Here is a 26,983-nt window from a genome sequence, read left to right as displayed (position 1 = left end):
TGCCCTGACGTTGCGGTTCAACTGCGCATCGCCAACGGACCGTCGTCCCTGAATGCAGCGGCCGCGCTCAGCGCCACTCGCTACCAATTCGGGATTTGTCGCGCGATCAATATAGAATTGGTTTTGCGATTGGTGTCAACATAGATCAAATTGGTTGCGGCAATTATTTGCGAGGGCTCATGAGCGCGGTCCGACAAGCCCGCGGGCTTGTGCGGTTGCATGCGCATGGCAGGACCGAGCTTGATGGCGTCGCCCAGGTTGGGCGACACCATCGCCGTGGCCGCGCTGATGCCGTGATAGGCGTGAGAGGAGATCGGGCCGCCGGAAAGCGGTTCTCAAAGCCCGACGACGCCCGGCAGTTCCGAGATGCCGGCGATCTCGGTATAGCCGTAATAGGGATTGGCCGGCTCGTGACCGCGATTGACCCACACCTTGTTCTTGATCCCGAGGTCATGTGCGGACATCAGGTCGTAGCGGAACGAGGAGGAGCAATGCAGTATGTCCTCCGGACCGCAGCCGAGCATGTCGAGCAGATATTCGAAAGCCCGGAAGTGCGGCTTGTAGGCCCCGACCTGTTCGGCGGTGTAAACGGCGTGGAAAGGCGCGCCGAGCTTTTCGACGTTGGACATGATCTGCGAGTTCATTGCATTCGACAGGATGACCAGCGGAATTTCCTTGGCCACCTTGGCAAGACCCGCCGGAACGTCCGGATGCGGCCCCCAGGTGGGAACGCGCTCGTATACCATCTGGGCATCTTCGTCCTTGAAGTCGATGCCGTTGCGTTTGCAGGTCCTCGACAGTGCGTTATGGACCACCTCCGCATAGGGCTTCCAGTCGGCGATGACCTCGTCGAGGCGGTAGGCAGAGAAGTCCGCGATGAATTGCAGCATTTTCTGCTCGCTCATTCGAGCGCCGTAAAGATCGCGTGCCGCCTCCGCCATCTGAAAGTTGATCAGCGTGCCGTGGCAGTCGAAAGTGATGAATTTCGGGCGGAAAGTGGTCATGCGCTTCGTCCTTTTTTGGCGGGGATCTGTTTCCGTCACGAGCAATCGTAGGTCGGCTCCGGCCGCTGTATCGTTCGGATTCCTCGACTGAAGAGCAGAAAATTCTGGACTGGAAGTCCGGTCGGCCCTTTGGATTGCGCGTGACGGTGATCCGGCCGTCGAGAAGCCCAGGGCGGGGCCGCCAATCCCCCGCCAGCCAAGAGAAAGGCCGCCGCCCGCGCCGCCGCGTCGCGTGCCGACCGTGGCGGAGCCCATCCCGCTCTAAGCTCGGAAAGACGCCTGCCGCAACTCCTGCCAAAGTCCCGAGGCGATACGGAACAATCTGCTTCGGACCGCGGCGAATGCGGCGACTATTCTCGCCGCTCGTCCCCTATGGTGATTGCGGTGCGGGCGGTGCCGATGCATCCCGTGAAAAATAGAGAGGTCATGCATGAAAACGCTGCTGCTCACGAAGGATGAAGTCAGACGGCTGATCGGCATGACGGAAGTCATCGGCGCGGTCGAAGAGGCATACAAGGCCTTCAACAGCGATCAGGTGGAGCAACCCGACTATATAGGAATAGATCTCCCACCGCCCGGGGAAATCGACTTCAAGCTCGGTTACTACAAGGCCAATGAACTGATCTCCATGAAAGCCTCTTCTGGAGGGTTCGTTGATAACCCGACAGCACACGGCGTGCCCAACGGTATGGCGACCATCTTCCTGTTTGATGCCAGGAGCGGTGCGTTGATCTGCGTTATGGACGGAAGCTTGATCCTCGGTCTCCGGACCGGAGCGTCTGGAGCCGTCTCCGTCAGAGCCCTGGCAAGGAAAAATGCCAGGAAGGTTACATCGATCGGGACAGGAAATCAGGCAAGGATGCAAATCCGGGCGATCAATGAGATCATGAAGATCGAAGAGATCCATGCATGGGACAATAGCCGGGACACGCTTTCCAAATACAAGGCGGATATCGAAAGCGAATTTGGCATTCCTGTAATCATGGCCAACTCCAAGAAAGAAGCCGTCGCGCAGGCCGATATCCTGATTACGACGACCCGCGGGAAAGGGTCACTCGTGGAAGCGGATTGGGTGAAGCCCGGAACGCACATCGTTGCAATCGGCACGGATCAACGCGGCAAACAGGAGCTCGATCCGGAGATCTTCAGGAACGCAAAAGTCGTCGTCGACTCGATTGCCCAGTGCACCGAAAAAGGCGAAACGTGGCATCCCCTGAACAAAGGCATCATCGCCAGAGACGACATTCATGGCGAAATCGGCGAGGTCCTGCTCGGGCGGAAGCCCGGACGAGAAAGTGATGACGAAATCACGATCTTCGATTCCACCGGCATGGCCATCCAGGACAATACGACGGCTGGCACGATCTATCAAAACGCCATTGCCAATGGCGTCGGCACCTTCTTTCAGTTTTTCGAGTGATGACCATGCGCAATTACCCCACCATTCAGGACATCCGTGAAGCCCGGGAACGGCTGAAACCGCACGTCAGGCACACGCCGCTCTTGCGCGCGGAGAAAATCGAGAAGGCCGCCGGCTGTCAGCTTTATCTCAAACCCGAAACCCTGCAGATTACCGGCGCCTTCAAGATCCGCGGCGCCCTGAACAAGGCTCTCTCGCTCTCGCGAGAAGAGATCGAAAACGGCATTATCGCCACGTCGTCGGGCAACCATGCCCAGGGGCTTTCTTACGCGGCCAGGATGCTCGGCGTAAAAGTCATATTGGTGCTTCCGGTGACCACGCCCAAGATCAAGATTGAAAATACAAAAGCCCTTGGTGCGGAAGTCATTCTTTTTGACGGTGATAATGCTGCCAGATGGAGAAAGGTCTACGAACTCGCTGAAGGAAACAAGTATGCGGTTATTCACGGCTTCGAGGACCCCGTCGTCATGGCCGGCCAGGGAACGATCGGGTGCGAGATACTCGAAGACCTGGAGGATGTGGACACGGTCATCGTTCCCTTGGGCGGCGGAGGCCTGATCTCGGGAATCGCTACCGCCATAAAGGAAACGAAGCCGTCGGTGCGCGTTATCGGGGCGGAGCCTGCCTTGACACCGAAGTATTTTCACAGCCGGATCAACAAGGAGCGCACATCGCTTCCCTTGAAGGACACCATTGCGGATGGCTTGAGGTTGAGTGTTCCGGGACAAAACCCGTATCCGATCATCGAAAGATATGTGGACGAGATCGTTCTTGTCGAGGACGAGCATATCATCGCCGGGATGCGCGCCCTCGCCAAGGATGCGAAATTGATCGCTGAACCAGCCGCCTCGATCGGGGTCGGAGCACTGTTGGCGGGTAGCATAGACGTCAAGCCCGACGAAAAAGTCTGTGCGGTGTTGTCTGGCGGGAACTGGGACCTGGGCGATCTTGCAAATATATACAAATCGCCTGAGTAGGCGTTTCTTGGAACGGATTCGAAGGTTCTATGGATAGAGGATATTGATCATCATCTATTCCTCCTGTTGAAGTCGCGTTTGCCCCTGTTGCGCACGAGGATTTCGGACATGGCTCTCCGGTCATCCTCCGACATGGCGGCTATCCACTGGTTGGTGAAGTACCGCAATTCGTGGGTGGAGAAGGGGGCCGGATTCCTCGCGTAGGGAACGAGGGTGTCGATCAGCGTTTGCCCCAGCAGGACGCGGTCCCGGTCCTCCCTGCCATGCGGATCGGCCCCATCCGGTCCGACCTCGATCGCCGGCGGAGACTTCTCGATCGTGGTCCCGGCGAAAACCGGCCGGCCCTGCAGCACCCTCACGTTCTCGAAGGTCTCGGGCTTGCCAAATAACCACTCCATCAGGCTCATCGCTTGCCCTCCCGGGTCTCGTTCGTTTTCACCGGCGCCGTGCCGCTGGTATAGACTTCATCGAAGCCTTTGATCCATTCGGCCTGTTGGCCGATGCATCGTCTCGCGAGGATCGGCCGGTTGAACTAGTCCGCCGGACACTCACGAGATCGCTCCGGTCGTTGGAGTCAAGTTCTGTCTTCCGAGGCCACGTCGGCAGATTGCAGGCGCCGAGGGGCGTCCTCAGCGGCAGGTTCTCCGCAGAGGCAGGACGCGATCGGCTTCGAGAGTGCCGAACCCATCGAATACACGAGACGTAGATGCCTGGAGCATTCTGCAGCTAGGCGGAATCAGCGAACAAATGCGGCGAAAGCAAACAGACAGGGCGTCGCGTAAACGCAAGTGAGCGCATCCAGCTCTAAAGTTTACAAGAAATTCTCAAGCTAATTTAGCTGTAGATACATCAATCAACCGATGAAAGTGCTTGCGCGCTCCGGAATACGGCAGCCCATCTGTCGCTTGGCTGTTAAGCTATGGATCGATGGCGGGGACCACGAAGCCTCTCCGCCCGTGGCCAACGCATCGCCCACCCTCCCAGGGCATTCTTCGGCTGCCGTCGCACAAATCCCGACGGCAGCCGAACTTTTCGCCACCGCCGGCGCGATTGAATCGGCTTCACCGTCGACCCTTCGGACGAGTGGCGAGAACGTTGCGAATAGAGAAGCTCGAATGAATTCTGAGCACACCGGGTAGCGTCGAAAGAATGTCCTTGTGGATTCTCTCGAACTCGCCGGCGCCCGCGACTTCCACCCGTAGCAGGTAGTCCGAGCCGCCGGTCATCAGAAAGCATTCGCGGATCTCCGGATGCTTGCGCACGGCAGCCTCGAAACGATCGAGGTGTTCCTCGGTTTGGCGCTCGAGCGTGATGTTGATGATCACCGCAATCGTGTCCTCGGAACTCCCGCTGTCGACCAGCGCCGTGTAGCCGCGGATGACGCCGGCTTCCTCGAGCAACCTTATCCGCCGCAAACAGGCCGAAGGCGAAAGGCCGACTTCCTCCGCCAGGCGCGCATTGCTCATCCGGGCATTCAGCCGCAAGAGGCGCAGGATGTTGCGGTCGATCGCATCGATGGCGGCCATGCATGATCTTTCGTTTGTTCGCAGTTTACTCGAACAAGGACCATATAATGAAATAATCGATCAGAGCTAGGCGGGATATTCCACGAATGTTTCAATATGTTCCGGCGCAACGAGGGGGTTGCAGATGGACCGTCATGCCTTGCCTGTTCAAAATCGCGACGTAGAGACCGCCGCCGGCGCTTCCGGCTACCTGACGATCGACCTTGCCGCCTTGCGCAGGAACTACCAAAAGCTTTCGGCGACGGTCGCGCCGGCAACGGCCGCCGCCGTCGTCAAGGCGAACGCTTACGGCCTCGGTGCCCGGCAGGTCTGCGGGGCGCTCCATGCGCAGGGCTGCCGTCATTTCTTCGTCGCGCATCTCCTGGAGGCGATCGAACTCAGGCCGCTGCTGCCGAGCGACACGCAGATCGTGGTGCTGAACGGGCTGCAGCCCGGAGCGGAGATCAGTTGCGCCGAGGCCGGGATCGTTCCGGTCCTCAACTCTCTCGAGCAATTCCGGCGGTGGTCACTGACGGCGGGCAAGCTCGGGCGCATTCTTCCGGCCGTCCTGCAGTTCGACACCGGCATGTCGCGTCTCGGCGTCCCGCCGGAGGAAAGAACGACGCTTGCTGCCGAACTCGCCGCTTGCGGGAACGTCGAAGTCCTCTTCATCATGAGCCATCTTGCCTGCGCCGACGAGGCGGACAACGGGCAGAATGACGACCAACTCGCCGAGATGCGCCTGATCGCCGCCGAGTTTGCCGGCCTCGATCTCTGCTTTGCCAATTCCGGCGGCATCTTTCTGGGGGGCGACTATCATGGCGTCCTGGCGCGCCCCGGCATCGCCCTCTACGGCGGCGCGCCCACTGCCGGGCGCCCCAACCCGATGGAGCCGGTCGTTCGGCTCGACGTTGCCGTCATCCAGACGAGGACGGTTCCGGCGGGGACGCGCGTCGGATACGGCGGCGCGCATGTGACCTCCTCTGCCGCCAGGCTCGCCACGATCGCCGCCGGCTATGCCGACGGCCTGCCCCGCAGTCTCACTGACAGAGGCGCCGTGTTCTACGACGGCGTTCGCCTGCCGATCGTCGGCCGCGTCTCGATGGACAGCATGACGGTGGATGCCACCGCCCTGCCCGAGGGCACGCTTTCGCTTGGCAGCCTCGTCGAGGTTCTCGGCCCCCACCAGACGCTCGAGGACGTCGCCGAAGCCGCCGGCACGATCTCCTACGAAATCCTGACCAGCCTCGGCCGCCGCTACGAGCGGCGGTACCGCTGAGCAACCATCATCGAGGAAACCATGAAAGTCATCGTTCTCGGCGCCGGCGTGATCGGCGTGACCAGCGCCTACCAGCTTGCCAAGGCCGGACACGAGGTTATCGTGGTCGACCGCCAGCAGGGCCCGGCCCTTGAAACCAGTTTCGCCAATGCCGGCGAAGTCTCCTTCGGCTACTGCTCGCCCTGGGCAGCACCGGGCATTCCGATGAAGGCGCTGAAATGGCTGTTCATGGAACACGCGCCGCTGATCCTGCGCCCGAAGCTCGACCGCGCGATGCTCGCCTGGATGATGCAGATGCTGAGAAACTGCACCGCCGAACGCTACGCGGTCAACAAGAGCCGGATGCTGCGCCTCGCCGCCTACAGCCGGACCTCGCTGGCGGACGTGCGGGCGGAGACCGGCATTGCCTATGACGAGCGCATGCAAGGCACCCTGCAGCTCTTCAGGACGCAGCAGCAGCTCGACGCCTCGGCCAAGGACGTCAAGGCGCTCGCCGCCGACGGCGTGCCCTACAAGGTGCTCGACCGCGACGGCTGCATCCGGGTCGAGCCCGCCTTGACGCATGTGCGCGAGAAAATCGTCGGCGGGCTGCTGACACCCAAGGATGAGACGGGCGACTGCTTCAAATTCACCGAGGCGCTCGCCGCCAGGGCGTCGGCGCTCGGCGTCCGCTTCGCCTATGGAACGCACGTCAGGGGACTGGATGTCGAGAACGGCCGCGTGCGCGGCGTGCTGACCGATCGGGAAAGGATGACCGCGGACGCTGTCGTGGTTGCCCTCGGCAGCTTCTCGCCGCTGCTCCTCAGGCCGCTCGGCATCAGGCTGCCGGTCTATCCCGTCAAGGGCTATTCGCTGACGATCCCGATCACCGACCCGTCGCGCGCACCGGAATCGACGGTGATGGACGAGACCTACAAGATCGCGATCACAAGGCTCGGAGACCGTATTCGCGTCGGCGGCATGGCGGAGATCTCGGGCTATACGAACGACCTCGGCCACGCCCGGCGGCGCACCCTCGACCATTCGGTAACCGATCTGTTCCCGGGCGGCGACCTGCGAAGGGCATCCTTCTGGTCGGGGCTGCGGCCCATGACCCCGGACGGGACGCCGGTGATCGGCCAGACGAAGATCGCCGGCCTCTTCCTGAACACCGGCCACGGGACGCTGGGCTGGACGATGAGCTGCGGCTCGGCGCGGCTGATCAGCGATCTGGTCAGCGGGCGCAAGCCGGAAATCGACGCGGCCGATCTCGCGATCAGCCGCTACAACTGATCTTCGCAGCGCCGCTAAGACGGGCAAAGGTGTAACACTTTGAATTGCTGCATGTCCTTGCCCTTAAGTCGAGGTCGGTTCAAGGAGACATGCAGTAGGGCATTTTGCAGTCAGGTGGTTCCACCTGGCGTCGCACAAAGCAGCAAAACTAAACGGATAGGTCGGCGGCGCGAACGCATGTGAGCGCATCCCGCTCCAAGCAAAGGTGAACTAGGAGGCAAGAAATGAACGAGGCAGTAACGACATCCAACGCACCGGGCGCCATCGGCCCCTTCTCGCAGGCAATCAAAGTGGGCAATCTGCTTTTCGTCTCGGGGCAGCTGCCGATCGATCCGGCAACCGGGGAGTTCGTCTCGGACGATCCCGTCGAGCAGGCAAGGCAATGCCTGAAAAACATTGCCGCCATCGCCGAAGCGGCGGGATCGGGAATTGAGAGGACCGTCAAGACGACCGTGCTGTTGACGGATCTTTCCCGGTTCGCCGACATCAACAATGTCTATGCGACATTCTTCCAGAAACCGTTTCCCGCCCGCGCCTGCTACGAGGTCAGCGCGCTGCCGAAGGGCGCACAGGTCGAAATCGAGGCGGTGATCGCCCTCGCCTGAAGAAAGCGAGTTCGCGCTGCAGTTCCGCTCGATGACAGGCGTCGCCGCCGCATCAGCGCCGAGGCGATCCCGCCGCGGAGGACGCGGTCGGATCGGCCGCGCGCGCACTGGGCGAGGCCGCGGGAAGCAATCGGTTCGGCTAAAGATTTCGAATCATCACCAAGAACAAGCGAAACCTGCCGCCCTACGCGTGTAATACTGGATCAGGTTGCAATGGACGCTAGCCTTGATGGCCCTGTCGTAGCTGAGACCGGGACAATGCGGCGAACGGAGCGGATGATCTGAAAATGCAAAAATCAGTGCGCCTGAAATCATTCGAATTGGTCGCGCGGAATATCGATGATGTGGACGTGAACCTGCTTCACGCGCTGTCGCTCGGCGTCGGCTGGCCGCACCGGCCGAAGGACTGGGATTTGCTGCGCCGCGCCGGCCACGGGATCGTCGCGGTCGACGGAATCGGGCGCGTTTTCGGAAGCGCCATGTGGTTCCCCCATGGGAACGACTTTGCCACCATCGGCCTGGTGATCACATCGCCCCGCACGCAAGCGCAAGGGAACGCCCGATGGCTCATGGAACAGGTGTTCGAGCGGTGCGGTGATCGCAATCTGAGCCTGAATGCGACCGATGCGGCCTATAAGCTTTACGTTTCGCTCGGCTTCACGAAGGAAGCGATCGGATACCAGTACCAGGGCGACGTCGCACCGGTTCTTCCGGCACTGCCGCCGCTGAACGGGGAATTGAGTGAACTGTCAGGCGACAGGCTCGAGGAGATCGCCGCTCTCGACACCCGGGCCTTCGGGGTGAATCGCGGCAAGCTGCTTGCGCTGCTTTCAGAAAACGCTTCAATTCGCGTATTGCGACGCGGTGGCGAGGCTGTCGGCTATTCCATGTGCCGCGAGTTCGGGCGTGGCCATGTGGTCGGCCCGATCGTGGCGAGCAACGATCACGATGCGATCCACCTCACGGCCGTGCATCTGAAGGATCTGGCAGGCGCGTTCGCCCGCGTGGATACGCGTGAAACGGGGGCATTTGCCGAATTTCTGCAGCAGAGCCGATTGGCGGTTTCCGAAACCGTTACGACCATGTCCCGGGGACGCCGTTTCCTGAACCTGAAGGACAACGAGCCGAGGGTCTATGGCCTGGCCGGCCATGCCGTGGGGTAGAATGGCCGGCCGGCACATCAACCGCCGTCCGGATTTGGCCGGCCATGTGTCGGATGCGGACGCAGTTGCGTGCGCCGCTTACCGCCTCGCAAGCATTGGCAAAATCAGGCCCCACCGCGTCGCCTGGGGCGATCCGAACGGTTCGAAACCCAGCTTCTTGTACACGGCGATCGCCCGTTCATTGGCCGGATGAGGATCGGTCGCGATAACCGGTGCACCCGCATCGAAGAGAGCCCTCATTCTCGCCCCGATAAATGCCGATCCGTGCCCGATACCGATCATTTCGGGGTCTCCGATGTATTGATCGATTCCGCGCGATCCTTTGGGAAGCTTGGCAAACGGGTGTTCTTCCCAACCGTGAACGGTATAGTCCTGCATGAATGCAAAGGGGCGTCCGGCGGTTGAAACAATCCAGCGCGCTACCCGAGGATCACTGAGGTATGCTGCATCGTAGGATTGATCCGAGTCCCACCATGCGCGGACATGCGGATTCGATCGCCATGCTGCAAGCAACGGCAGGTCACTTAACGTCACTTTGCGAAAACTGTATTGAATGGCAGCCGTCATTCAACGAGCTTAGCACGTCGCTGGCCGGTCGGAATGGTCTCTTTGACACGATCGAGCTGCGGCACGCGATGCCTGGTCGCGCGCCTGCCGGTCTACAGCGCCGAGCGTCTTATCAGACGCGCGGCGATGCAGTCGGCGCCGAGCGGCTGCGCGAGGTTCAGCCGATCGGCTGGGGCTCGTATCCGGCGGTCCGAAGCGTCTCTGCCGCAACAGCGGCGTCTCCTGCGACCGTGACTTCCCGGGAGGCCAGATCGATGGAGATCTCGGTTCCCGGCATGGTCGTCGCGAAGGCCTTGCGTATCGTGCCCGCGCAATGGTCGCAGGTCATGTCGGCCACCTTGAAGCGGACCCCCGAAACGGCCGGTTCGCTCGCGCAGGCGGCGTTATGCTGATGTTCTCCGCACATGAAACTCATCTCCTGGTTTGATTGATACGGAGCGCATCCTGCCGTTTCCAACGGTTGGAAGGTCAAGAGCTTTTTTCGCCCTTGTCAGCGAACAAAATAAATTTGCATTAGAGGGCTTGACCTTCCGACCGTTGGAAGCCCTAAAAAAGGAAGCAGTCGATTTCTCGGAGGTCCCTATGAGCCCGGCGACTGCTACAGATTCTGCCCTTCTCGGCATCTATGTCGAAGGAATGAGCTGCGCTTCCTGCGTCAGCCGAATCGAGAAGGCGATCCGAACCGTGCCCGGTGTGAAGTCCGCCGCCGTGAATCTCGCGACGGAGCGCGCCGACGTGGCGTTCGTCGGGCCGGCCGATCTGGACGCCGTCCTGAAGGCGGTTCAGAACGCCGGCTATGACGCGAAAACGGAAGAGATCGAGCTCGCGGTCGAAGGCGCGACGTGCGCCTCCTGCGTCAAGCGCATTGAAACGGCGCTGAGCCGGGTGCCGGGCGTCCTCGATGCCACGATGAATCTGGCCACCGAGCGCGCCTTCCTGCGCGTCGTCAGCGGCGCTGCCGGTATTCACGACCTGACGGCGGCCATCGAGCGGGCGGGATACACCGCCCGGGCAGTCACGGCCGAAAACCCCGAGGATGCACAGGCAGAGGCGCGCGAGCTCGAGGCGCGCAGTCTCGCGCGCGCCCTGAGCCTCTCCGCCGTTCTGACGCTTCCCGTTTTCGTGCTTGAGATGGGGTCGCATTTCGTGCCGGCGATCCATGACTTCGTCATGAACACTGTCGGCATGCAGGAGAGCCGCTATCTGCAGTTCCTGCTGGCGAGCATCGTGCTCTTCGGACCGGGCCTCCGCTTTTTCCGCAAGGGCGTGCCGGCTCTCTTGCGCGCCGCCCCAGACATGAACAGCCTCGTTGCCCTCGGCACGGCTGCGGCATGGAGCTACTCCGTTGTCGCCACCTTCGCGCCCTCGATCCTGCCCAGCGGCACGGCCAATATCTATTACGAGGCTGCTGCGGTGATCGTCACCCTCATCCTGCTCGGCCGGTATCTGGAAAACCGCGCCAAGGGCCGCACGTCGGAAGCGATCAAGCGCCTCGTCGGGCTCCAGGCGAAGACCGCCCGAGTCGTGCGCGATGGCGAGACCGTCGAGGTCCCGCTCGATCAGGTGCAGATGGGCTACATCATCCTGGTGCGCCCGGGCGACAAGGTGCCGGTCGATGGCGAGGTGGTAGACGGCTCGTCCTATGTCGACGAGTCCATGATCACCGGCGAGCCCGTGCCCGTCGCAAAGGGCCTGGGAGCGGCCGTGGTTGGCGGCACGATCAACAAGACCGGCGCCTTCACCTTCCGCGCCACCAAGGTCGGGGCCGATACCGTACTCGCCCAGATCATCCGGATGGTCGAGCAGGCGCAGGGGGCGAAGCTGCCGATCCAGGCGCTGGTGGACAAGGTCACGGCATGGTTCGTGCCGGCGGTGATGCTCGCCGCCGCGATCACCTTCCTCGTCTGGCTGTCCTTTGGACCGGCGCCGGCGCTGAGCTTCGCGCTCGTCAATGCCGTGGCCGTGCTCATCATCGCCTGCCCCTGTGCCATGGGTCTCGCCACGCCGACCTCCATCATGGTCGGCATGGGCCGCGCGGCGGAGATGGGCCTGTTGTTCCGCAAGGGCGAAGCGCTGCAGACGCTGAAGGGCGCCGAGGTGATCGCGATGGACAAGACCGGCACGCTCACGAAGGGCCGGCCCGAACTCACCGACCTCATTCCCGCCGAGGGCTTCGACCGGAACGAGGTTCTCAGCCTCGTCGCTGCGGTCGAGACGCGCTCGGAGCACCCGATCGGCGAAGCCATTGTCGCAGCCGCCAGGCGCGACGGGCTCGTTCTTCCATCGGTGGAGGATTTTGATGCCGCTCCCGGCTTCGGCGCCACGGCGCTGGTAGCCGGGCGCAAGGTCCATGTCGGCGCGGACCGGCTGATGGCGAAGCTCGGACTCGATGTGTCGGCATTCGCCGCCGAAGTCGACCGGCTTGGCGACGAGGGCAAGAGCCCGCTGTTCGCGGCCGTGGACGGGAAGATCGCCGCGGTGATCGCCGTCTCGGACCCGATCAAGAAGACGACCATCGAGGCGGTCAACCGGCTGCATGAACTTGGCGTGAAGGTCGCGATGATCACCGGCGATAACCGGCGGACGGCCGAAGCGATCGCTCGCCGGCTGAAGATCGACGAGGTCGTGGCCGAGGTGCTGCCCGACGGAAAGGTGCAGGCGCTCGAAAACCTGCGCGCCGGCGGCCGCAAGGTGGCTTTCGTCGGCGACGGCATCAACGATGCGCCGGCCCTGGCGGCCGCCGATGTCGGCATCGCCATCGGCACCGGCACCGACGTGGCCATCGAGAGCGCCAATGTCGTGCTAATGTCCGGCGACCTGCGCGGCGTCCCCAATGCCATCGCCCTTTCAAAGGCGACGATCCGCAACATCAAGGAGAACCTGTTCTGGGCCTTCGCCTACAACACGGTGCTGATCCCGGTAGCGGCTGGCGCGCTGTTTCCCGCCTACGGCCTGGTGCTCTCGCCCATGATCGCGGCCGGCGCCATGGCGCTATCCAGTGTGTTCGTTCTCGCAAATGCGCTGCGGCTCAAGCGTTTCCGGGCTCCGATGAACTTCGATGCGGTGCCGGCCGACGGGAACGGTCGGCTGGCTGCGGCGCAATAACGGCGATCGGCAGGAGGTATTGCGATGGGAAAGTCGGTTCAAATCCGCCAGCTGGGCCGGGAGATTTCGGTAGCGGACGAACAGACCATCCTGCAGGCAGCCCTGGAGCACGGCATCGCCTACCCCCATGGTTGTCGCTCGGGCCGCTGCGGTTCCTGCAAGTCGCGATTGATCGAAGGTGAGGTCGACCTGCTGCCGCATACGCCCTTTGCCCCGACGGCCGGAGAGCGCGACATCGGGCTGATCCTCGCCTGCCGGGCACAGCCGAAGACGGACGCGACGGTCGCCTGGCTGGGCCGGGAGGAGGACCGGGCGGATCATCCGGTGCAGGCCTTCAGAGCGCAGGTCGTTGGGCTGGATGACGCCACCCATGATATAAAGCGGGTGAGACTTCTGCCGGAAGGCGGCGTGCCGCTCGCTTTCAGCGCTGGGCAATATGCGCAGCTTTCCTTTCCGGGCGCGCCGGTGCGCGACTACTCCATGGCGAACCAGCCGGGCGAAAGAGAACTGGAGTTCCACATCCGCCGCATCCCCAACGGTGCAGCGAGCGAGCGGGTTGCGAGCACGCTCGCCGTCGGGGACGAGGTCAAGGTGCGCGGCCCCTGCGGCAGCGCGTTCCTGCGCCAGCGCCACACGGGGCCGATCCTGGCCATTGCCGGCGGCTCCGGCATGGCGCCGATCAAATCGATCGTGGAGACGGCGCTGAACCATGGATTCCGGCAGCCCATCCGCCTGTATTTCGGCGTACGCCAGGAGCGGGACCTCTATCTGGTCGATCACTTCGCGGCCGCTTGCAAGCGCCATCCGAACCTGACCTTCGTGCCTGTTCTTTCGCAGGTCGAGCGCTCCGCAGACTACCGCACCGGCACCGTTACCGAGGCCATCGCGGAGGACCTGCACGACCTCGATGGTTGGCAAGCCTACATGGCGGGCCCGCCGGCGATGACCGACAGCGTGACACCGATCCTGCTCGAGCGCGGACTTCAGCGCGACGACCTGCATCTCGATGTGTTTTTCACACCGGAAGCGGCAACCGAGCCGGAAAAGAGACTGGAGGATGTAAAATGAATATTGGCGATGTCTCCCGGGAGTCGGGCGTTTCCACAAAGATGATCCGCTACTATGAGGAGATCGGCCTCATCCCGGCCGCGCATAGGACCGAGGCGGGTTACCGCACCTACAGCGACAAGGATGTGCACCAGTTGCGCTTCATCCGGCGGGCGCGGGATCTCGGCTTTTCCGTGACACAACTGGCCGAGCTGCTGACGCTGTGGTCGGACGGTCATCGCGCCAGCGCGGATGTCAAGCGCATAGCCCGCCAGCACATCGCCGAACTGGAGCACAAGATCCAGGAACTGCGGGCGATGACAGACGCGCTGAAGCACCTGGCCGAGCATTGTCATGGCGACCACCGACCGGAGTGTCCGATCCTCGAGGACCTGGCCGGCGCCGTTGAGGTCGAGGCGAGGCACATGGACCTGACCCGCTTCGGGGCCGGCGGCGTCGATCCCGTGCGCCGCAAGAAAGAAATCCATTAAGGGACGCAACGGCCCACGCGTCCCTTCAGACGCGCAGAGTTCCCGTGTTCTCAGATCGAGGGCGATTTGAGGACAGCAAAGGAAAGAGTTGGAGACGAGAATGCCGCACCTCTCACGCCGTCAGTTTCTCACCTCTTGCGCTGCCCTCGGCATGGCAGCCGCCGGCCCGTCATGGCTGCTACCGGCAGGGCCTGCCTTCGCCAAGCCGGCAACGCTGATCAAGGCGGGGCGAAGGACCATCGAGGTGAAGGGCCGCGCGGCCACGGTCTACGGCCTGACGCAGGCTGACGGCAGGCCCGGGCTCGTCGCGGACGCGGGCGGTTCGTTCCGGGTGCGGCTGGAAAACGGCCTCGACGAGGAGACGCTGATCCACTGGCACGGCCTTACCCCTCCCTGGCGGCAGGATGGGGTTCCGGCTGTCTCTCAGGCGCTGCTTACCCCCCGGCGCCGCGCACGACTACGACTTCGCGCTGAACCGGGCCGGCACCAACTGGATGCACTCCCATCACGGTCTGCAGGAACAGGGCCTGCTGGCCGCACCGCTTATCGTCCGCGACCCGGCCGAGACTCGGGAAGACGTCCAGGAGGTGGTCGTCCTCTTCCACGATTTCACCTTCCGCGATCCGGCCGAGGTGCTGGCCGGCCTGCAGGGTGGCGGGCACTCTGGCGAGGCACAGGCGGCGCCCATGGACCATGCCGCAATGGGGCACGCGGCGATGGGCCAGGCAGCGGTGGGTCAGGCAGCGATGGATCATGGTGCGATGGGTCATGCCGCGATGGGTCATGGCGCTTCGGCCCCCGCCGCAGGCGGGCATTCCGGCGAAAGCGGCGGGGCTGCGCCCGCGGCCGCGCACCTGAACGACGTCGAGCATGACGCCTTCCTCGCCAATGACCGCACGCTGGACGATCCCGAAATCTTCCGGGTGGAGCGCGGCGGGCGCGTGCGCCTGCGGCTGATCAACGGGGCCGCCGCGACCAATTTCTGGATCGACCTAGGCGGGCTCGAGGGGCGCCTGATCGCCGTCGACGGAATGCCGGTCGAGCCGGTTCGCGGACGGCGCTTCGAATTCGCCATCGCGCAACGCCTCGATATCGCGCTGGACCTGCCGAAGAACGAAGGCGCATGGCCGATCCTTGCCATCCGCGAGGGAGAGCGTGCGCGCACCGGTGTCATACTGGCGACCGCCTCCGGTGCGATAGGGCGCGTCGGCGGAGAAGCAGACGAAGCCGCCGCCGCCGTGGGGCTGGCGCTTGAAGGAAAGCTGCGCGCCCTGCAGCCACTGGCGGGACGTCCGGCCGACCGGCAGCACACGGTGACGATCACCGAGGCGCCCGGCTACGTCTGGATGCTGAACGGCAAGAGGCACGGCGGGGATACGCCGCTTGCGGTGGCCGAGGGCAAGCGCGTCGAGATCACCTTCCGCGACCAAACCACGATGGCGCACCCGATGCATCTGCACGGCCACCACTTTCAGGTCGTTGCCATCAACGGCCAGCGGTTCGCGGGCGCGGTGCGCGACACCGTCCTCGTGCCGTCGCAGGGCAGCGTGACAGTCGCTTTCGATGCGGTGAACCCAGGCAAATGGCCGCTTCACTGCCACCACCTCTACCATATGAACGGAGGAATGATGACGACGATCGAATACGAAGTGTAGCCTTTATACTATAACACGCGCGATGAACTTTCGATGAAACTGGCGGCACGCATGAAATATTGCCGCTTCATCAGGATGCGCGCTCGTAGCGCTATACCTTGTTACTGAACTTGCCGCGACCGAAATTGATAAAGAGCACGAAATTCTGCCGCTTACCTGAATTTAGCACATCGTTCTTCATAACTTATATTAGACTTTAGTGGTTGAAATGAAGACTGATCGAAGGAGTGTCAGTGAAGGCCCGGCGTGGCCTTTGCCGGAAGAACCGCAGCCAGCGAGTGAGCACAAATAAGCCGGAGGGGGCAGGCGCTCATCAGAGGGGAGCACTGAGAAAGCTCTCCGGAGCCGAGCCGCGGCGGAACTGAAGCTCCTTCTTCCTGGTGCAGAGTGGCAGCGGGGAAACTTGCAGCCGTTTGCGTGAACGTGGGAGGACGGCATGTGGACAAGACTTCTTCAACGTCTCTTGATTTTGGGCCTGATGCTCCTCGGCGTCTCGCTTCTGGCTTTCCTCGTGCCCTATGTCAGTGGCGGCGATCCGGTGCGGACGATCCTGATGTCCCGGGTCCGCGACCTTGCCGTCGATCCGGCCGCCGTTGAGGCGATGCGCATTCATCTGGGCCTCGACCGGCCGCTGCCGGTGCAATACGGCGCCTGGCTGTGGCAGGCGCTCCACGGCGATCTCGGCTATTCCTTCGCGAGCGGCAGGCCGGTCGCCCTGGAGATCGGGCGGGCGCTCGGCGTATCGATAACCCTGGCGCTGACGGCGCTCGGCATTGCCGCCGCCGTCGCCATACCGCTCGGCACCCTGGCGGCAACGCGGCCTGGCGGCACGGTCGACAGCGCCACCACGCTGATGGTCCAGACCTTCGTGGCGACGCCGGAATACTGGCTGGCGCCGATGGGCATCCTCGTTTTCGCGCTTCACCTCGGATGGCTGCCGTCGGCGGGCTGGACGAGCTGGACCGCACTGGTGCTGCCGGCCACGGTGCTGTCGCTACGCCCGATGGCCTATTTCACCCAGGTGACGCGGGCCGCGATGATGGATGTGCTGCAGGCCCCCTACATCACCGCAGCGCGCAGCCGCGGCCTCAGCATGCGCCAGACGGTGATGCGCCACGGCCTGCGCAACGGCTCGCTGCCGGTCGTCACCTTCTTCGCGCTGTGGCTCGCCGGCCTTCTCGGCGGCTCGGTGGTGATCGAGGTCATTTTCGCCATCCCCGGCATGGGGCGGCTGCTCTACGAGGCCGTCGTCAACCGCGACGTCCCGATGCTGCAAGGCGGTTTCGTCTCCATCGTGGCGCTGTCGATCCTGATCAACACGGTCGCCGACATGCTCTATGTCGCGCTCAACCCGGCAGTGAGGTCCGGCCATGCGCATTGATAACCCTTCGCAAGGCGTTGCTGCCAGCGCGCTTCTGCCGATGCAGCCGAGGCACGCCGCGGCGCTGCGGCTCTGGCGGTTCCTCAGCGGACGCCACTGGACCTTCCGCACAGGCGTCGTGATCCTGGTGGCGCTGGTGACAACGCTCATCCTGGCGCCGTGGATCGTTCCCCATGATCCGGCCGTGCAGAACCTGATGGCGCGGCTGTCGGCTCCGAGCGCCGAACACTGGCTGGGCACCGACCATCTCGGGCGCGACCTCTTCAGCCGCCTCCTTGTCGGCGGTCGCTTCACCGTCACCATCGCCATGGTCACCGTCTTGCTCTCCTTTACCGTCGGCACATTGATCGGCGTCGTCGCCGGACGTGGCGCAGGTGGCGTGCTCGACGAGATCACGATGCGCGTCATCGACGTCCTGATCTCGATCCCGGACGTCGTGGTGGCGATCTTCCTCGTCGCCATTTTCGGCCCTGGCTATGCGACGCTGATCGCCTCGCTCACGGTCATCGGCTGGACTCCCTTTGCGCGGCTCGCCCGCGGCCTGACCCTGGCGATCAACGCCCAGGGCTATATCCAGGCGGCGGAAGTGCTGGGCTGCAGCCGCTCCTTCATCATTCTCCGCCACGTCATTCCGAACATCATCCGTCCGATCGCGGCGGTGAGCTTCCTGCGCTTCGGCCACAAGCTGATCACCGTCGGAGCGCTGTCCTTCCTCGGCCTCGGCGTACAGCCGCCCGCGGCCGACTGGGCGCTGATGCTCGCCGATGCGCAGCCCTATGTCGAACGGCTGCCGATCCTGATGATCGCGCCGGGCCTCGCGATCTTCGTGGCCGCGCTCAGCGTCACCTGGATCGGCCACGGGCTGGAGATCGAAGCCAGGGATGGAGACTCGGGCGATGAATAAGACGAACGAACCATTGCTGGTGATCGAGGACCTCAAGGTCGCCTTTCCGGGCCAGCCGACGCCGGTGATCGACGGGCTCAGCCTGACGCTCGACCGTGGCGAGGTGCTGGCGCTGGTCGGCGAATCCGGCTCCGGCAAGAGCATGACGGCGCTGTCGCTGATGCGACTGCTGCCGGCCGGCGGCGCCATTGCCGGCGGGCGCATCCGCTTCGACGGCGAGGACGTCCTGTCGCTGCCGGACCGGCAGATGAACCGGCTGCGCGGCGGGCGCATGGCGATGCTGTTCCAGCAGCCGCAGGCGATGCTCGATCCGACCGCGCGGGTCGGCACCCAGATCGCCGAACCGCTGCGGCTGCATCGCGGCCTTGTGCGCCGGGCGGCCATGGGTCGGGTGCTCGAGCTCCTGCGCGACGTCGGCATTCCCGATCCGGCGGTGCGGGCGCGGTGCTTCTCGCACGAACTCTCCGGCGGCATGGCGCAACGGGTGATGATGGCGGCGGCGCTCAGCGGCGATCCGGACATGCTGATCGCGGACGAGCCGACGACCGCGCTCGACGTCACCGTGCAGGCGCAGATCCTGCGGCTCATCGACGAGGAGAGGCGCAAGCGCAACCTCGCGACGCTGCTCATCACCCACGACCTCGCCGTGGTCGCCGCGCTGGCCGACCGGGTGGCGGTCATGTATGCCGGGCGGATCGTCGAGGAGGGGCCGGCGAAGGCGGTGCTTCAAGCGCCGCAGCACCCCTATACGCGGGCGCTGATGCGCTGCTCGCTGCTCGTTCCCGATCCGAGCGGGCAATTGCTGTCGATCCCCGGCTCGGGCACGCATGCGCGCGACCTGACCTGCGGCTGCCGCTTCCATCCGCGTTGCAGCGCGGCGGCGGAGCACGGCCTCGCCGGCCGCTGCATGCGCTCCGAGCCGACGCTCAAACCCGATCCGGATGGCCACGTGACGCGCTGCTGGGCCGTCGAAGCCGAAAAGGAGACGGCCGCATGAACAGCTACACGCTTTTGCAGACCGTTTTGAGGAATACACCTGAGCCCGCCGGCGCCGCCGTTCAACCGCCATTCGTCGAGGTCGATGAGCTTGCCAAGCACTACTTCCTCAGCCGGTCGTTCTCGATCAAATCGGTCGACGGCGTCTCCTTCGCTATCCGACAAGGGGAAGTGCTCGGCCTTGTCGGCGAGTCGGGCTGCGGCAAGAGCACAATCGCCCGCCTCTTGACACGCCAGACATCGCCGACGGGCGGTGAGGTGAAGATCGCCGGCCAAGCGATCACCGACGTCGACGGCGAGGATCTGAAGCGCCTGCGCCGCACCGTGCAACTCGTCTTCCAGGATCCGTTCGGCGCGCTCGACCCGCGCATGCGGATCGGCACGAGCATGGAGGCGCCGCTGGCGCAGCACCACATCGGAACGCGCGAGGAGCGCCGCGACAAGGTCATGCGCATGCTCGCGGAAGTCGGCCTCGACGAAAGCTTCTACGAACGCTACCCGCGGCAATGCTCGGGCGGGCAATTGCAGCGCGTCGTCATCGGCCGGGCCCTGCTCCTCGAGCCGCGGTTCCTGATCTGTGACGAGCCGACATCGGCGCTCGACGCCTCGATGCGCACGCAGATCCTCAACCTTTTGACGGATCTGAAGCGGCGCCACGGCCTGACGATGCTGATGATCTCTCATGACCTCAGGGTGGTGCGCCACATCTGCGACCGCATCGCCGTGATGTATCTCGGCCGGATCGTCGAGGTCGCCGACCGCGATGCGCTCTTCAAGACGCCGCGCCACCCCTATACGCGGGCGCTGATCGCCGCCTCCATGCTCGACCGGACCGGGCTCTATGCGCCGGAGATCCAGTTGCGCGGCGACCTTCCGAGCCCGCTCAACCCTCCCCGCGGCTGTCGTTTCCACACCCGATGCGCCCACGCGCAGGCGAAGTGCGCGCAGGCCGAACCGAAATTCGAGGCAGCGAGCGAGAGCCATCAGGTGCGCTGCCACTTCTGGCGGGACCTGCAGCCCGACCGGCCGGCTCAGGCGGGCTCGCCCTAGAGCATTTTGCAGTCGGGTGAAATCACCTGACGTCGAACAAATGCTGAAAAAACAAGTGGTTAGATCGGTGGCGCGAACATGCGTGAGCGCATTCGCTCTGGAATGGCGTCGCAATGAAAGGGAGGTGAGCTGCCACACCGAATGGCAGCACATGGCCGTCCGGGTCGATACCGGCTCGCGGAACAGGTCAGTACGAAACAAAATAGAGGAGGAACTAATAATGAAGAAATATGCAATGGTGGCCGTCTGCGCGACGGCGTTGGCCACAAGCGCGGCTGCCCAGGAAGGCAAAACGCTGACCTATGCCGATTTCCAGGCTGTTCAGACCAATTGGCAGATGGCCAGCGACGATGCCTACCTGGGCAGCCGCGCCGGCTGTTTCGAGACGCTCGTGCGCCTCAATTGGCAATTGCAGCTTGAGCCTGGCCTCGCCACGTCGTGGAAACAACTCGAGCCGACGGTGTGGGAATTCACGCTGCGGGATGGCGTCAAATTTCAGGACGGTGCGCCGCTGACCGCTGAGGCGGCGACCGGCGCGCTCAAACATCTGCTGGCGGCCGAAATGCCGGCGCGGCCCTTCTCGCCCAAACTGATCAAGTCCGTGGAAGCGGTGGGGGAGAAGGTGGTCCGTATCACCACCCAGACCCCTTCGGTGCTGCTGCCGGCGCAGCTCGCTGCGCCCAACACTACGATCCTGTCGCCGGCCGCCTATCAGGGCGAGATCATCGATCCCGTCGGCCGTTGCACCGGCCCCTTCGAGATCGTCGAAGTCAAGCCGAAGGAATATCTGAAATTCAAGCGCAATGACAATTACTGGGGCGGCAAGCCGGCGCTCGAGGGCGGCATGGTGGTTTTCATTCCCGATGCCAATACCCGCATGACCCAGGTTCGCAGCGGCGAGGCCGATATCGCACGCCTGATCCCGGCCCATGGCGTCAAGCAGCTGGAAGGGGCGGAGGGGATCGAGCTGATACAGCTCAAAACGCCGCGGGTGACCGAGTTGCTGCTCAACAACAAGAAGGCGCCGCTGAACGATGTCCGCGTCCGCCAGGCCATCCAGGCGGCGATCGACGGTGCGGGGATTGCGGCCAGCGTCTATGAAGGCACGGTGACGGCGGCGGCTTCGGCCTTCAAACCTGACGATCCCTGGGCGCCGAAAGGCATCAAACCGATCTACGATCCGGCGCGCGCCAAGGCGCTGCTGGAGGAGGCCGGAATTCAGCCCGGACAATTGCAGCTCGAACTCCTGGCCTATACGGCAAGGACCGAACTCAAGGATGTCGGTGCCATCATCCAGGCGCAACTTGGCGAGATCGGCATCAAGGTCAATCTGCGCGTGGCCGAATATACCGCAATCGAACCTCAGATGATCTCCGGCGACTATGACATGGCGTTGCTGTCGCGCGGCTATCTTACTGATATTGCCGATCCCTTCGGCTTTCTGACGGCGGACTATTCCTGCGGCGGCAGCTACAACATGTCGCATTACTGCTCGGAAGACGTCGACGCCCTGATCGAAAAGGCATCCTCGCTCAACGATGCACAGGCGCGTTACGAGATCTATGCGCAGCTCGCCAAGAAACTCTTCGACGAGGCGGTCACCGTCTATCTGGTGAACGAGACGTCCTTCGACGCCCGTAGCGAGCGGGTGAAGAACTACGAGATGCATCCTCTGGTCTATTACCTGATGACCAAGGATTTGACGCTCGAATGACTGTGACGGCGGGATCGCGCGCAAGTTCCGCCTCGCGCGATCCCGATCTGACGCTTTCTTCCCGCCCATGCGCCCGAACCGGTCAGGACCGGACGGACGCCAAACGACAGGCGCTCAGTTCAGATGCTCAGTCTTTTCTCCAACCCGACCTTTCGCGCCGTCTATATCGCACAGGTCATTTCGCTGATCGGTGCCGGCGTGGCAACGGTCGCCCTCGGGCTCATGGCCTATGAGATCGCGGGCCCCGGGGCGGGTGCGGTGCTCGGCATCGCGCTTGCCCTGAAGATGCTGACCACGGTCGGTCTTTCTTCCTTCATCACCGCGGCCCTCGAGAGCTTTCCCCGCCGCCGCGTGCTGGTCGGCCTCGAGCTCACGCGCGGGGCGGTGATGCTTGCTTTCCCGTTCGTCACCGAGATCTGGCAGATCTATCTCCTCATCGTGCTTCTGCACTCGGCCTCCGCCGGTCTTGTTCCGAGCCTTCGCGCCACCATTCCCGATATCCTGCCGGACGAGCGCGACTACACCCGGGCCCTGGCGCTGACCCAGCTCTCCTATGACATGGAGACGGTTACGAGCCCGCTGCTCGCCCTTCTGCTGCTGAGCCTCGTTCCGCTCAACGGGTTGTTCCTGGCGACGGTCTGCGGCTTTGTCGCCTCGGCGGCCCTGCTGGCATCGGCTGCGCTCCCGGCGCAGAGGTTCACCTCGGAACTCGGCGTCAGTGCACGCGCTGCCAGGGGCATTCGCCTCTATCTCGGCACACCGATGCTGAAGGGCCTTCTTGCCCTCACCTTCAGCGCCGCCTGTGCAAGCGCCATGGTCCTCGTCAATACCGTGGTCCTCGTCCAGTCCAGTCTCGGACTTGAGCAGCAATTCACGGTGCTGGCGCTTACCGTTTTCGGCTGCGGCTCCATGACGGCGGCTCTCCTCATTCCAGCTCTGCTCGAGCGCTTCCCCGTTCGAGCGACAATGGTCGCCGGCAGTTGCATCTGCCTCGGCGGCCTGATGGTCGGCCCACTCATCGTCAGCTATCCCGTCCTCATCGTCTTCTGGTTTGGGCTCGGGGCCGGCTATTCGCTCATTCTGACGCCGGCGGGCCGGCTGGTCGCACGGACGGCCGGGGGTGCGGACAGGTCGGTGCTCTTTGCCGCCCATTTTGCGCTGACCCACGCCTGTTGGTTTGTCGCCTATCTGACGGCGGGGCTCGCGGGCGCGGCCGCCGGCATGACCGCAACCTTCCTGGTGCTTGCCGCCATGGCAACCGGCGGGTTCTTCGTCGCCGCGCGCCTGTGGCCTCAGGATCGCGCCACCGCAACCGCCGCCGTCAGCGCCGACCGCGGAGAGGCATGAGGCTGCCGGAGCGAGAAGCGCCGGGGCGGGCGAGCGGCATCCGGACCTGGCGCTTTCAAAAATTCTGAGATCCGATGTCGGACGGGCGGGGCATCCGTCGTCCTTGGTGCATGGATCGGCACAGCGACCTTGAAGACATGCAGACGGGAGCCGACCAGCAACTCATAGGGATCGACGATCATGCCCAACACCATACGTTTGAAGCGCGTTCTCTCGACCGACCCGAAGAAAGTCTATCGCGCGTTCATCGAGGCTGACGCACTCGCGAAATGGCTTCCGCCCAACGGCTTCGCTTGCACCGTGCATCATCTGGAGCCGAATGTCGGCGGCACATTCAAGATGTCCTTCCGCAACTTCACGACGGGCAGGAGCCACGCGTTTGGCGGCGAATTTGTCGAGCTCGTTCCAGGCGAGCGCGTGCGTTACACGGACCGATTCGACGACCCCAACCTGCCCGGCGAGATGCACGTGACCGTGACGTTGAAGAAAGCCTCGGTCGGCACCGAGCTCGATATCGTGCAGGCAGGCGTGCCGGACGTGATTCCGCCCGAGGCTTGTTATCTCGGTTGGCAGGAGTCGCTTCGAAACCTGGCAAGGCTCGTCGAGCCGGAAATCAATCAGTAGCGCACGGGTCGCGAGCGCGACGGCCGGCGCCTTCCAACTCGCCCCAGATTGGCAGGCATGACAGCGGGCCGAAGGACGGGCGCGGGTTCATTCCGGTCCGAGGATGACCGCACCGTCTCTGTCGCCACGGGCCAAGCGGAGGTAGCAGGCTCTCAACGGAGCGAAGCGGCCCAAAAACAATGCCGCTCAGGGATACCCAGCGGCGCACGCTTCGGGTAGCGTGCGCCATCAGGGTTGGAGCGGGATGCGCTCGCATGCGTTCGTGCCACCGCTCTGTCCCTTTGTTTGCCGCATTTGTGCGACGTCAGGTGATGCCACCTGACTGCAGAATGCTCTAGGAGGAGCCATGGGGCTGTCAGACGTTTTCGGTCGATTGGTCGCACTGATCGGCGCCGCCGCAATCCTTTTGCGCCGCCAGGACGGAGCTTCCCTCGAACCGGCCTATGGCCGCGAACCGAAAATCCCGGGAGCCAAGCCGCAGGGCATTCCGACCCTGAAGATGCCGACGGCCAGGGGATGGACCGCGGGTCAGACGCCCGTAGCGGCGCCCGGACTCAAGGTGAACGCATTCGCGGCGGGGCTCAAACATCCCCGTTGGATTCACGTTCTGCCGAATGGCGACGTTTTGGTGGCTGAGGCCCTGAGCGAACCCGGAGGCATCAAGTCTGCCTTCGACTACGCCATGTTCAGCACGATGAAGCGCGCTGCCGCGGTGGGCGCAAGTCCGAACCGGATCACGCTGCTGCGCGATGCGGATGGCGACGGCGTGGCCGAAATTCGCGAGGTGTTTCTCGACGGGCTCAATCAGCCGTTCGGCATGGCATTGCTGGGCGATACGCTCTATGTCGGCAATACGGACGGGGTGGTTGCCTTCCCCTACGAAACGGGCGACACGCGCATCACTGCGAAAGGGCGAAAGCTGACGGACTTCAAGGCCGGCGGCCATTGGACGCGAAGCCTGCTTGCCAGTCGCGATGGGCGAAAGCTTTTCATCGGCGTCGGTTCGCTCAGCAACATCGGCGAGCGCGGCATGGCGGCAGAGGAAGGCCGGGCCGCCATCCACGAGCTCGACCTCGAGAGCGGTGAGCGCCGCATCTTCGCCTCCGGTCTGCGCAATCCGGTGGGCATGGCCTGGGAACCGACCACGGGTGCACTCTGGACGGTGGTCAACGAGCGCGACGGACTGGGCGACGAGACGCCGCCCGACTATCTCACATCCGTCCGCGACGGTGGCTTCTATGGTTGGCCCTATTGCTACTGGGGGCAGATCGCCGATGGCCGGGTGCCGCAGGACCCGGCGATGGTCGCGACCGCTATCGCACCGGACTATGCCCTCGGCGGACATACTGCATCGCTCGGTCTTTGCTGGCTTCCCGAAGGCACCCTGCCCGGCTTCCCGGACGGCATGGTCATCGGCCAGCATGGTTCCTGGAACCGCAGCACCTTGAGCGGCTACAAGGTTGCCTTCGTGCCCTTCGTGAACGGATCTCCTGCCGGCCTGCCGCGCGACATTCTGACCGGCTTCCTTTCCCCCGACGAGCGGGCCTCCTATGGACGACCGGTCGGGGTGAGCATCGGCCCCGACGGCTCGCTGCTGGTGGCGGACGATGTCGGCGACGTGATCTGGCGAGTGACCGGCGAAGCCGCGCGCCGCTGAACGCGGAGCCGAGCACCGGCCCGCAGGGGCACATGGCGTTGCACACGGCCGTCGGAGTTCCCCATGACACCCCGCTCACCGACGAGGTCCGGCTCCCGTATTGGAGCCAAATTAAACTAGAGCGGGATGGATTTTAGGTCCGTTCATATCCGGCCTCCTTGAAATAGTTCTGGCATTCTTTTGGTGAAACGGTTTTGAGGATGGTTGCGAGCGCGTCATGGGTGGCGTAGCGGCTTCTGGCCTGCGCCTCGCGTAGCCGGTGCTTGATCTTGGCGAAGAGCTTTTCGATCGGATTGAGATCGGGGGATCGGACCGTCGATGACCCAGGGCGCGCTGACGCGATCAACGCGCAGGGCGGCAATGAACGTCATGGTGTTCCAGTGGCCGAAGGGAGCGTGTCCGAACAGCCGTTCGCCGCGCGGCGCCCAGCCTCTCAGCGGCGCCATGTTCGTCTTCGTCCAGGTCTCGTCGATGAAGACGAGGCGGGCCGGATCGATGCGATGGCGATGCTTCAGCCAGCGGCTGCGTCGGACGGCGACATCGGGCCGGTCGCGCTCGCTGGCGACCAACGTCTTTTTTTATAACTCAGCCCTTCCTCATGCACGAAGATCCAGACGGAGCGGTAGTCGACCTTCAGGCCTCGCGAGGCCAATTCCGCGACCAGCCCGCGCAAGGTGAATGCCTGCGCACGGCAGCGCTCGATTAGCCAGGCCCGATGCTCACCGGCGATCGCCCGCGGCTTGTGCCCGCCCATCTGGCCGGCGGCGGCGCTGCCCGTCTCACGCCAGCGCCGTACCCAATCGATTGCCGTGCTGATGCCGATGCCGAAGCGCTTTGCCGCCGCCCGGCAGGACAGCCCATCGCGCGTCACTGCACCAACAACACGGTCCCTAAGGTCATCCGAAAAAGGTCTCGCCATCCTGGCCGGCCTCCTGCACCGGCCCGAATGGTGAATCTGATTTGCTCATAAAAGGGAATCCCAATGCCGATTCCACCTAAATTCATCCCGCTCTAGCCGCTGGCGACAGGCGCCGGGCGCACTGTCCGTCTGCAACTGAACTTTCATTCAGGCAGCTCACCACCAGCAACCCCAGCGCGACTTTTCCGCGGCCTGGAACGCAAGAACCCCGGCATCCTGGGGATCCGGGGTTCTGGTATTTGGTTGCGGGGGCAGGATTTGAACCTGCGGCCTTCAGGTTATGAGCCTGACGAGCTACCGG

General features: G+C 63.7%; 23 protein-coding genes and 2 pseudogenes. 19 read left to right on the top strand and 6 right to left on the bottom strand.

All coding sequences use genetic code 11. The annotated features are described in order from the left end of the window. Positions 1–335: 335 nt before the first annotated feature. The gene (locus tag ATB98_RS23205; protein ID WP_066877951.1) at positions 336–1,004 is read right to left on the bottom strand and encodes a haloacid dehalogenase type II; all 669 of its coding nucleotides are present in this window, start codon (positions 1,002–1,004) and stop codon (positions 336–338) included. A 430-nt stretch (positions 1,005–1,434) separates the two neighbouring features. On the opposite strand from ATB98_RS23205, the gene ATB98_RS23200 reads away from it, so the two are divergent. Next, positions 1,435–2,424 (top strand): ornithine cyclodeaminase family protein, encoded by a 990-nt coding sequence (locus tag ATB98_RS23200; RefSeq protein ID WP_066877949.1) that lies wholly within the window; start codon positions 1,435–1,437, stop codon positions 2,422–2,424. Continuing rightward, positions 2,424–3,401, top strand: a complete 978-nt coding sequence (locus tag ATB98_RS23195; RefSeq protein ID WP_174551915.1) for a threonine/serine dehydratase — start codon at positions 2,424–2,426, stop codon at positions 3,399–3,401. Before ATB98_RS23200 ends, ATB98_RS23195 begins: the two co-directional genes overlap by 1 nt. A gap of 50 nt (positions 3,402–3,451) precedes the next feature. Here ATB98_RS23195 and ATB98_RS23190 read toward each other — a convergent pair whose 3' ends face one another. Continuing rightward, positions 3,452–3,799, bottom strand: coding sequence for a hypothetical protein (locus ATB98_RS23190; RefSeq protein ID WP_153435699.1), 348 nt, complete (start codon positions 3,797–3,799; stop codon positions 3,452–3,454). 663 nt (positions 3,800–4,462) lie between these two features. Then, complete coding sequence (locus ATB98_RS23185) at positions 4,463–4,927, bottom strand: Lrp/AsnC family transcriptional regulator (protein ID WP_066877945.1); 465 nt, start codon at positions 4,925–4,927, stop codon at positions 4,463–4,465. A 124-nt stretch (positions 4,928–5,051) separates the two neighbouring features. Between ATB98_RS23185 and alr the strand changes: the two genes are divergently transcribed. The 4 genes from alr (at position 5,052) to ATB98_RS23165 (ending at position 9,225) form a co-directional block, all read left to right on the top strand. Further along, positions 5,052–6,185 (top strand): alanine racemase, encoded by a 1,134-nt coding sequence (gene alr, locus ATB98_RS23180; RefSeq protein ID WP_066877943.1) that lies wholly within the window; start codon positions 5,052–5,054, stop codon positions 6,183–6,185. A gap of 21 nt (positions 6,186–6,206) precedes the next feature. Further along, complete coding sequence (locus tag ATB98_RS23175) at positions 6,207–7,457, top strand: D-amino acid dehydrogenase (RefSeq protein WP_066877942.1); 1,251 nt, start codon at positions 6,207–6,209, stop codon at positions 7,455–7,457. Between the two features lie 224 nt (positions 7,458–7,681). Then, entirely contained in the window at positions 7,682–8,062 is a 381-nt protein-coding gene (locus ATB98_RS23170) for a RidA family protein (RefSeq protein WP_066877941.1), read from the top strand. A gap of 287 nt (positions 8,063–8,349) precedes the next feature. After that, positions 8,350–9,225: a GNAT family N-acetyltransferase gene (locus ATB98_RS23165; protein WP_066877940.1), complete on the top strand. Its 876-nt coding sequence runs from the start codon at positions 8,350–8,352 to the stop codon at positions 9,223–9,225. A gap of 78 nt (positions 9,226–9,303) precedes the next feature. On the opposite strand, the gene ATB98_RS28260 is transcribed toward ATB98_RS23165, so the two are convergent. After that, positions 9,304–9,792: a GNAT family N-acetyltransferase gene (locus ATB98_RS28260; RefSeq protein WP_084435732.1), complete on the bottom strand. Its 489-nt coding sequence runs from the start codon at positions 9,790–9,792 to the stop codon at positions 9,304–9,306. Positions 9,793–9,949: 157 nt separating this feature from the next. Then, positions 9,950–10,198: a heavy-metal-associated domain-containing protein gene (locus ATB98_RS23155; protein WP_066877938.1), complete on the bottom strand. Its 249-nt coding sequence runs from the start codon at positions 10,196–10,198 to the stop codon at positions 9,950–9,952. 176 nt (positions 10,199–10,374) lie between these two features. Here ATB98_RS23155 and ATB98_RS23150 point away from each other — a divergent pair, with 176 nt between their 5' ends. The 13 genes and pseudogenes from ATB98_RS23150 to ATB98_RS23095 all read left to right on the top strand — a co-directional run bounded on the left by ATB98_RS23150 (position 10,375) and on the right by ATB98_RS23095 (position 25,763). Further along, the gene (locus ATB98_RS23150) at positions 10,375–12,897 is read left to right on the top strand and encodes a heavy metal translocating P-type ATPase (RefSeq protein WP_066877937.1); all 2,523 of its coding nucleotides are present in this window, start codon (positions 10,375–10,377) and stop codon (positions 12,895–12,897) included. A 24-nt stretch (positions 12,898–12,921) separates the two neighbouring features. After that, the gene (locus ATB98_RS23145) at positions 12,922–13,965 is read left to right on the top strand and encodes a 2Fe-2S iron-sulfur cluster-binding protein (protein ID WP_066877936.1); all 1,044 of its coding nucleotides are present in this window, start codon (positions 12,922–12,924) and stop codon (positions 13,963–13,965) included. Beyond that, positions 13,962–14,435, top strand: coding sequence for a Cu(I)-responsive transcriptional regulator (gene cueR, locus ATB98_RS23140; protein WP_066877934.1), 474 nt, complete (start codon positions 13,962–13,964; stop codon positions 14,433–14,435). The genes ATB98_RS23145 and cueR overlap by 4 nt, the downstream gene beginning before the upstream one ends. A gap of 100 nt (positions 14,436–14,535) precedes the next feature. Next, a pseudogene (locus ATB98_RS30170) lies at positions 14,536–14,847 on the top strand (multicopper oxidase domain-containing protein); the annotation flags it as partial. Beyond that, positions 14,840–16,090: a multicopper oxidase family protein gene (locus ATB98_RS23135; RefSeq protein WP_234782003.1), complete on the top strand. Its 1,251-nt coding sequence runs from the start codon at positions 14,840–14,842 to the stop codon at positions 16,088–16,090. The pseudogene ATB98_RS30170 and the gene ATB98_RS23135, both read left to right, overlap by 8 nt. Before the next feature lie 436 nt (positions 16,091–16,526). Continuing rightward, positions 16,527–17,471 (top strand): ABC transporter permease, encoded by a 945-nt coding sequence (locus tag ATB98_RS23130; RefSeq protein WP_066877932.1) that lies wholly within the window; start codon positions 16,527–16,529, stop codon positions 17,469–17,471. Beyond that, positions 17,461–18,375 (top strand): ABC transporter permease, encoded by a 915-nt coding sequence (locus ATB98_RS23125; protein WP_066877930.1) that lies wholly within the window; start codon positions 17,461–17,463, stop codon positions 18,373–18,375. Before ATB98_RS23130 ends, ATB98_RS23125 begins: the two co-directional genes overlap by 11 nt. Beyond that, positions 18,368–19,372 (top strand): ABC transporter ATP-binding protein, encoded by a 1,005-nt coding sequence (locus ATB98_RS23120; protein ID WP_084435730.1) that lies wholly within the window; start codon positions 18,368–18,370, stop codon positions 19,370–19,372. The genes ATB98_RS23125 and ATB98_RS23120 overlap by 8 nt, the downstream gene beginning before the upstream one ends. Next, a complete protein-coding gene (locus ATB98_RS23115; RefSeq protein ID WP_066877925.1) occupies positions 19,369–20,421 on the top strand; it encodes an ABC transporter ATP-binding protein in 1,053 nt (350 codons plus the stop codon). The genes ATB98_RS23120 and ATB98_RS23115 overlap by 4 nt, the downstream gene beginning before the upstream one ends. A gap of 220 nt (positions 20,422–20,641) precedes the next feature. Further along, positions 20,642–22,135 carry an ABC transporter substrate-binding protein gene (locus ATB98_RS23110; RefSeq protein ID WP_066877923.1) on the top strand — a complete coding sequence of 498 codons (1,494 nt, stop codon included), beginning with the start codon at positions 20,642–20,644 and terminating at the stop codon, positions 22,133–22,135. Between the two features lie 123 nt (positions 22,136–22,258). After that, positions 22,259–23,482, top strand: coding sequence for an MFS transporter (locus ATB98_RS23105; RefSeq protein ID WP_066877921.1), 1,224 nt, complete (start codon positions 22,259–22,261; stop codon positions 23,480–23,482). 180 nt (positions 23,483–23,662) lie between these two features. Continuing rightward, positions 23,663–24,106 carry an SRPBCC family protein gene (locus tag ATB98_RS23100; RefSeq protein ID WP_066877917.1) on the top strand — a complete coding sequence of 148 codons (444 nt, stop codon included), beginning with the start codon at positions 23,663–23,665 and terminating at the stop codon, positions 24,104–24,106. A gap of 346 nt (positions 24,107–24,452) precedes the next feature. Then, positions 24,453–25,763, top strand: a complete 1,311-nt coding sequence (locus ATB98_RS23095) for a PQQ-dependent sugar dehydrogenase (RefSeq protein WP_066877915.1) — start codon at positions 24,453–24,455, stop codon at positions 25,761–25,763. A 133-nt stretch (positions 25,764–25,896) separates the two neighbouring features. Here ATB98_RS23095 and ATB98_RS28255 read toward each other — a convergent pair. Then, positions 25,897–26,682 (bottom strand): annotated as a pseudogene (locus ATB98_RS28255) (IS630 family transposase). Positions 26,683–26,983 lie beyond the last annotated feature (301 nt).

The organism is Sinorhizobium saheli (genome assembly GCF_001651875.1).
GTDB classification, from domain to species: domain Bacteria; phylum Pseudomonadota; class Alphaproteobacteria; order Rhizobiales; family Rhizobiaceae; genus Sinorhizobium; species Sinorhizobium saheli.
The sequence above is the reverse complement of the archived record's forward strand: the minus strand, read 5'-3'. Positions and strand labels throughout refer to the sequence as shown.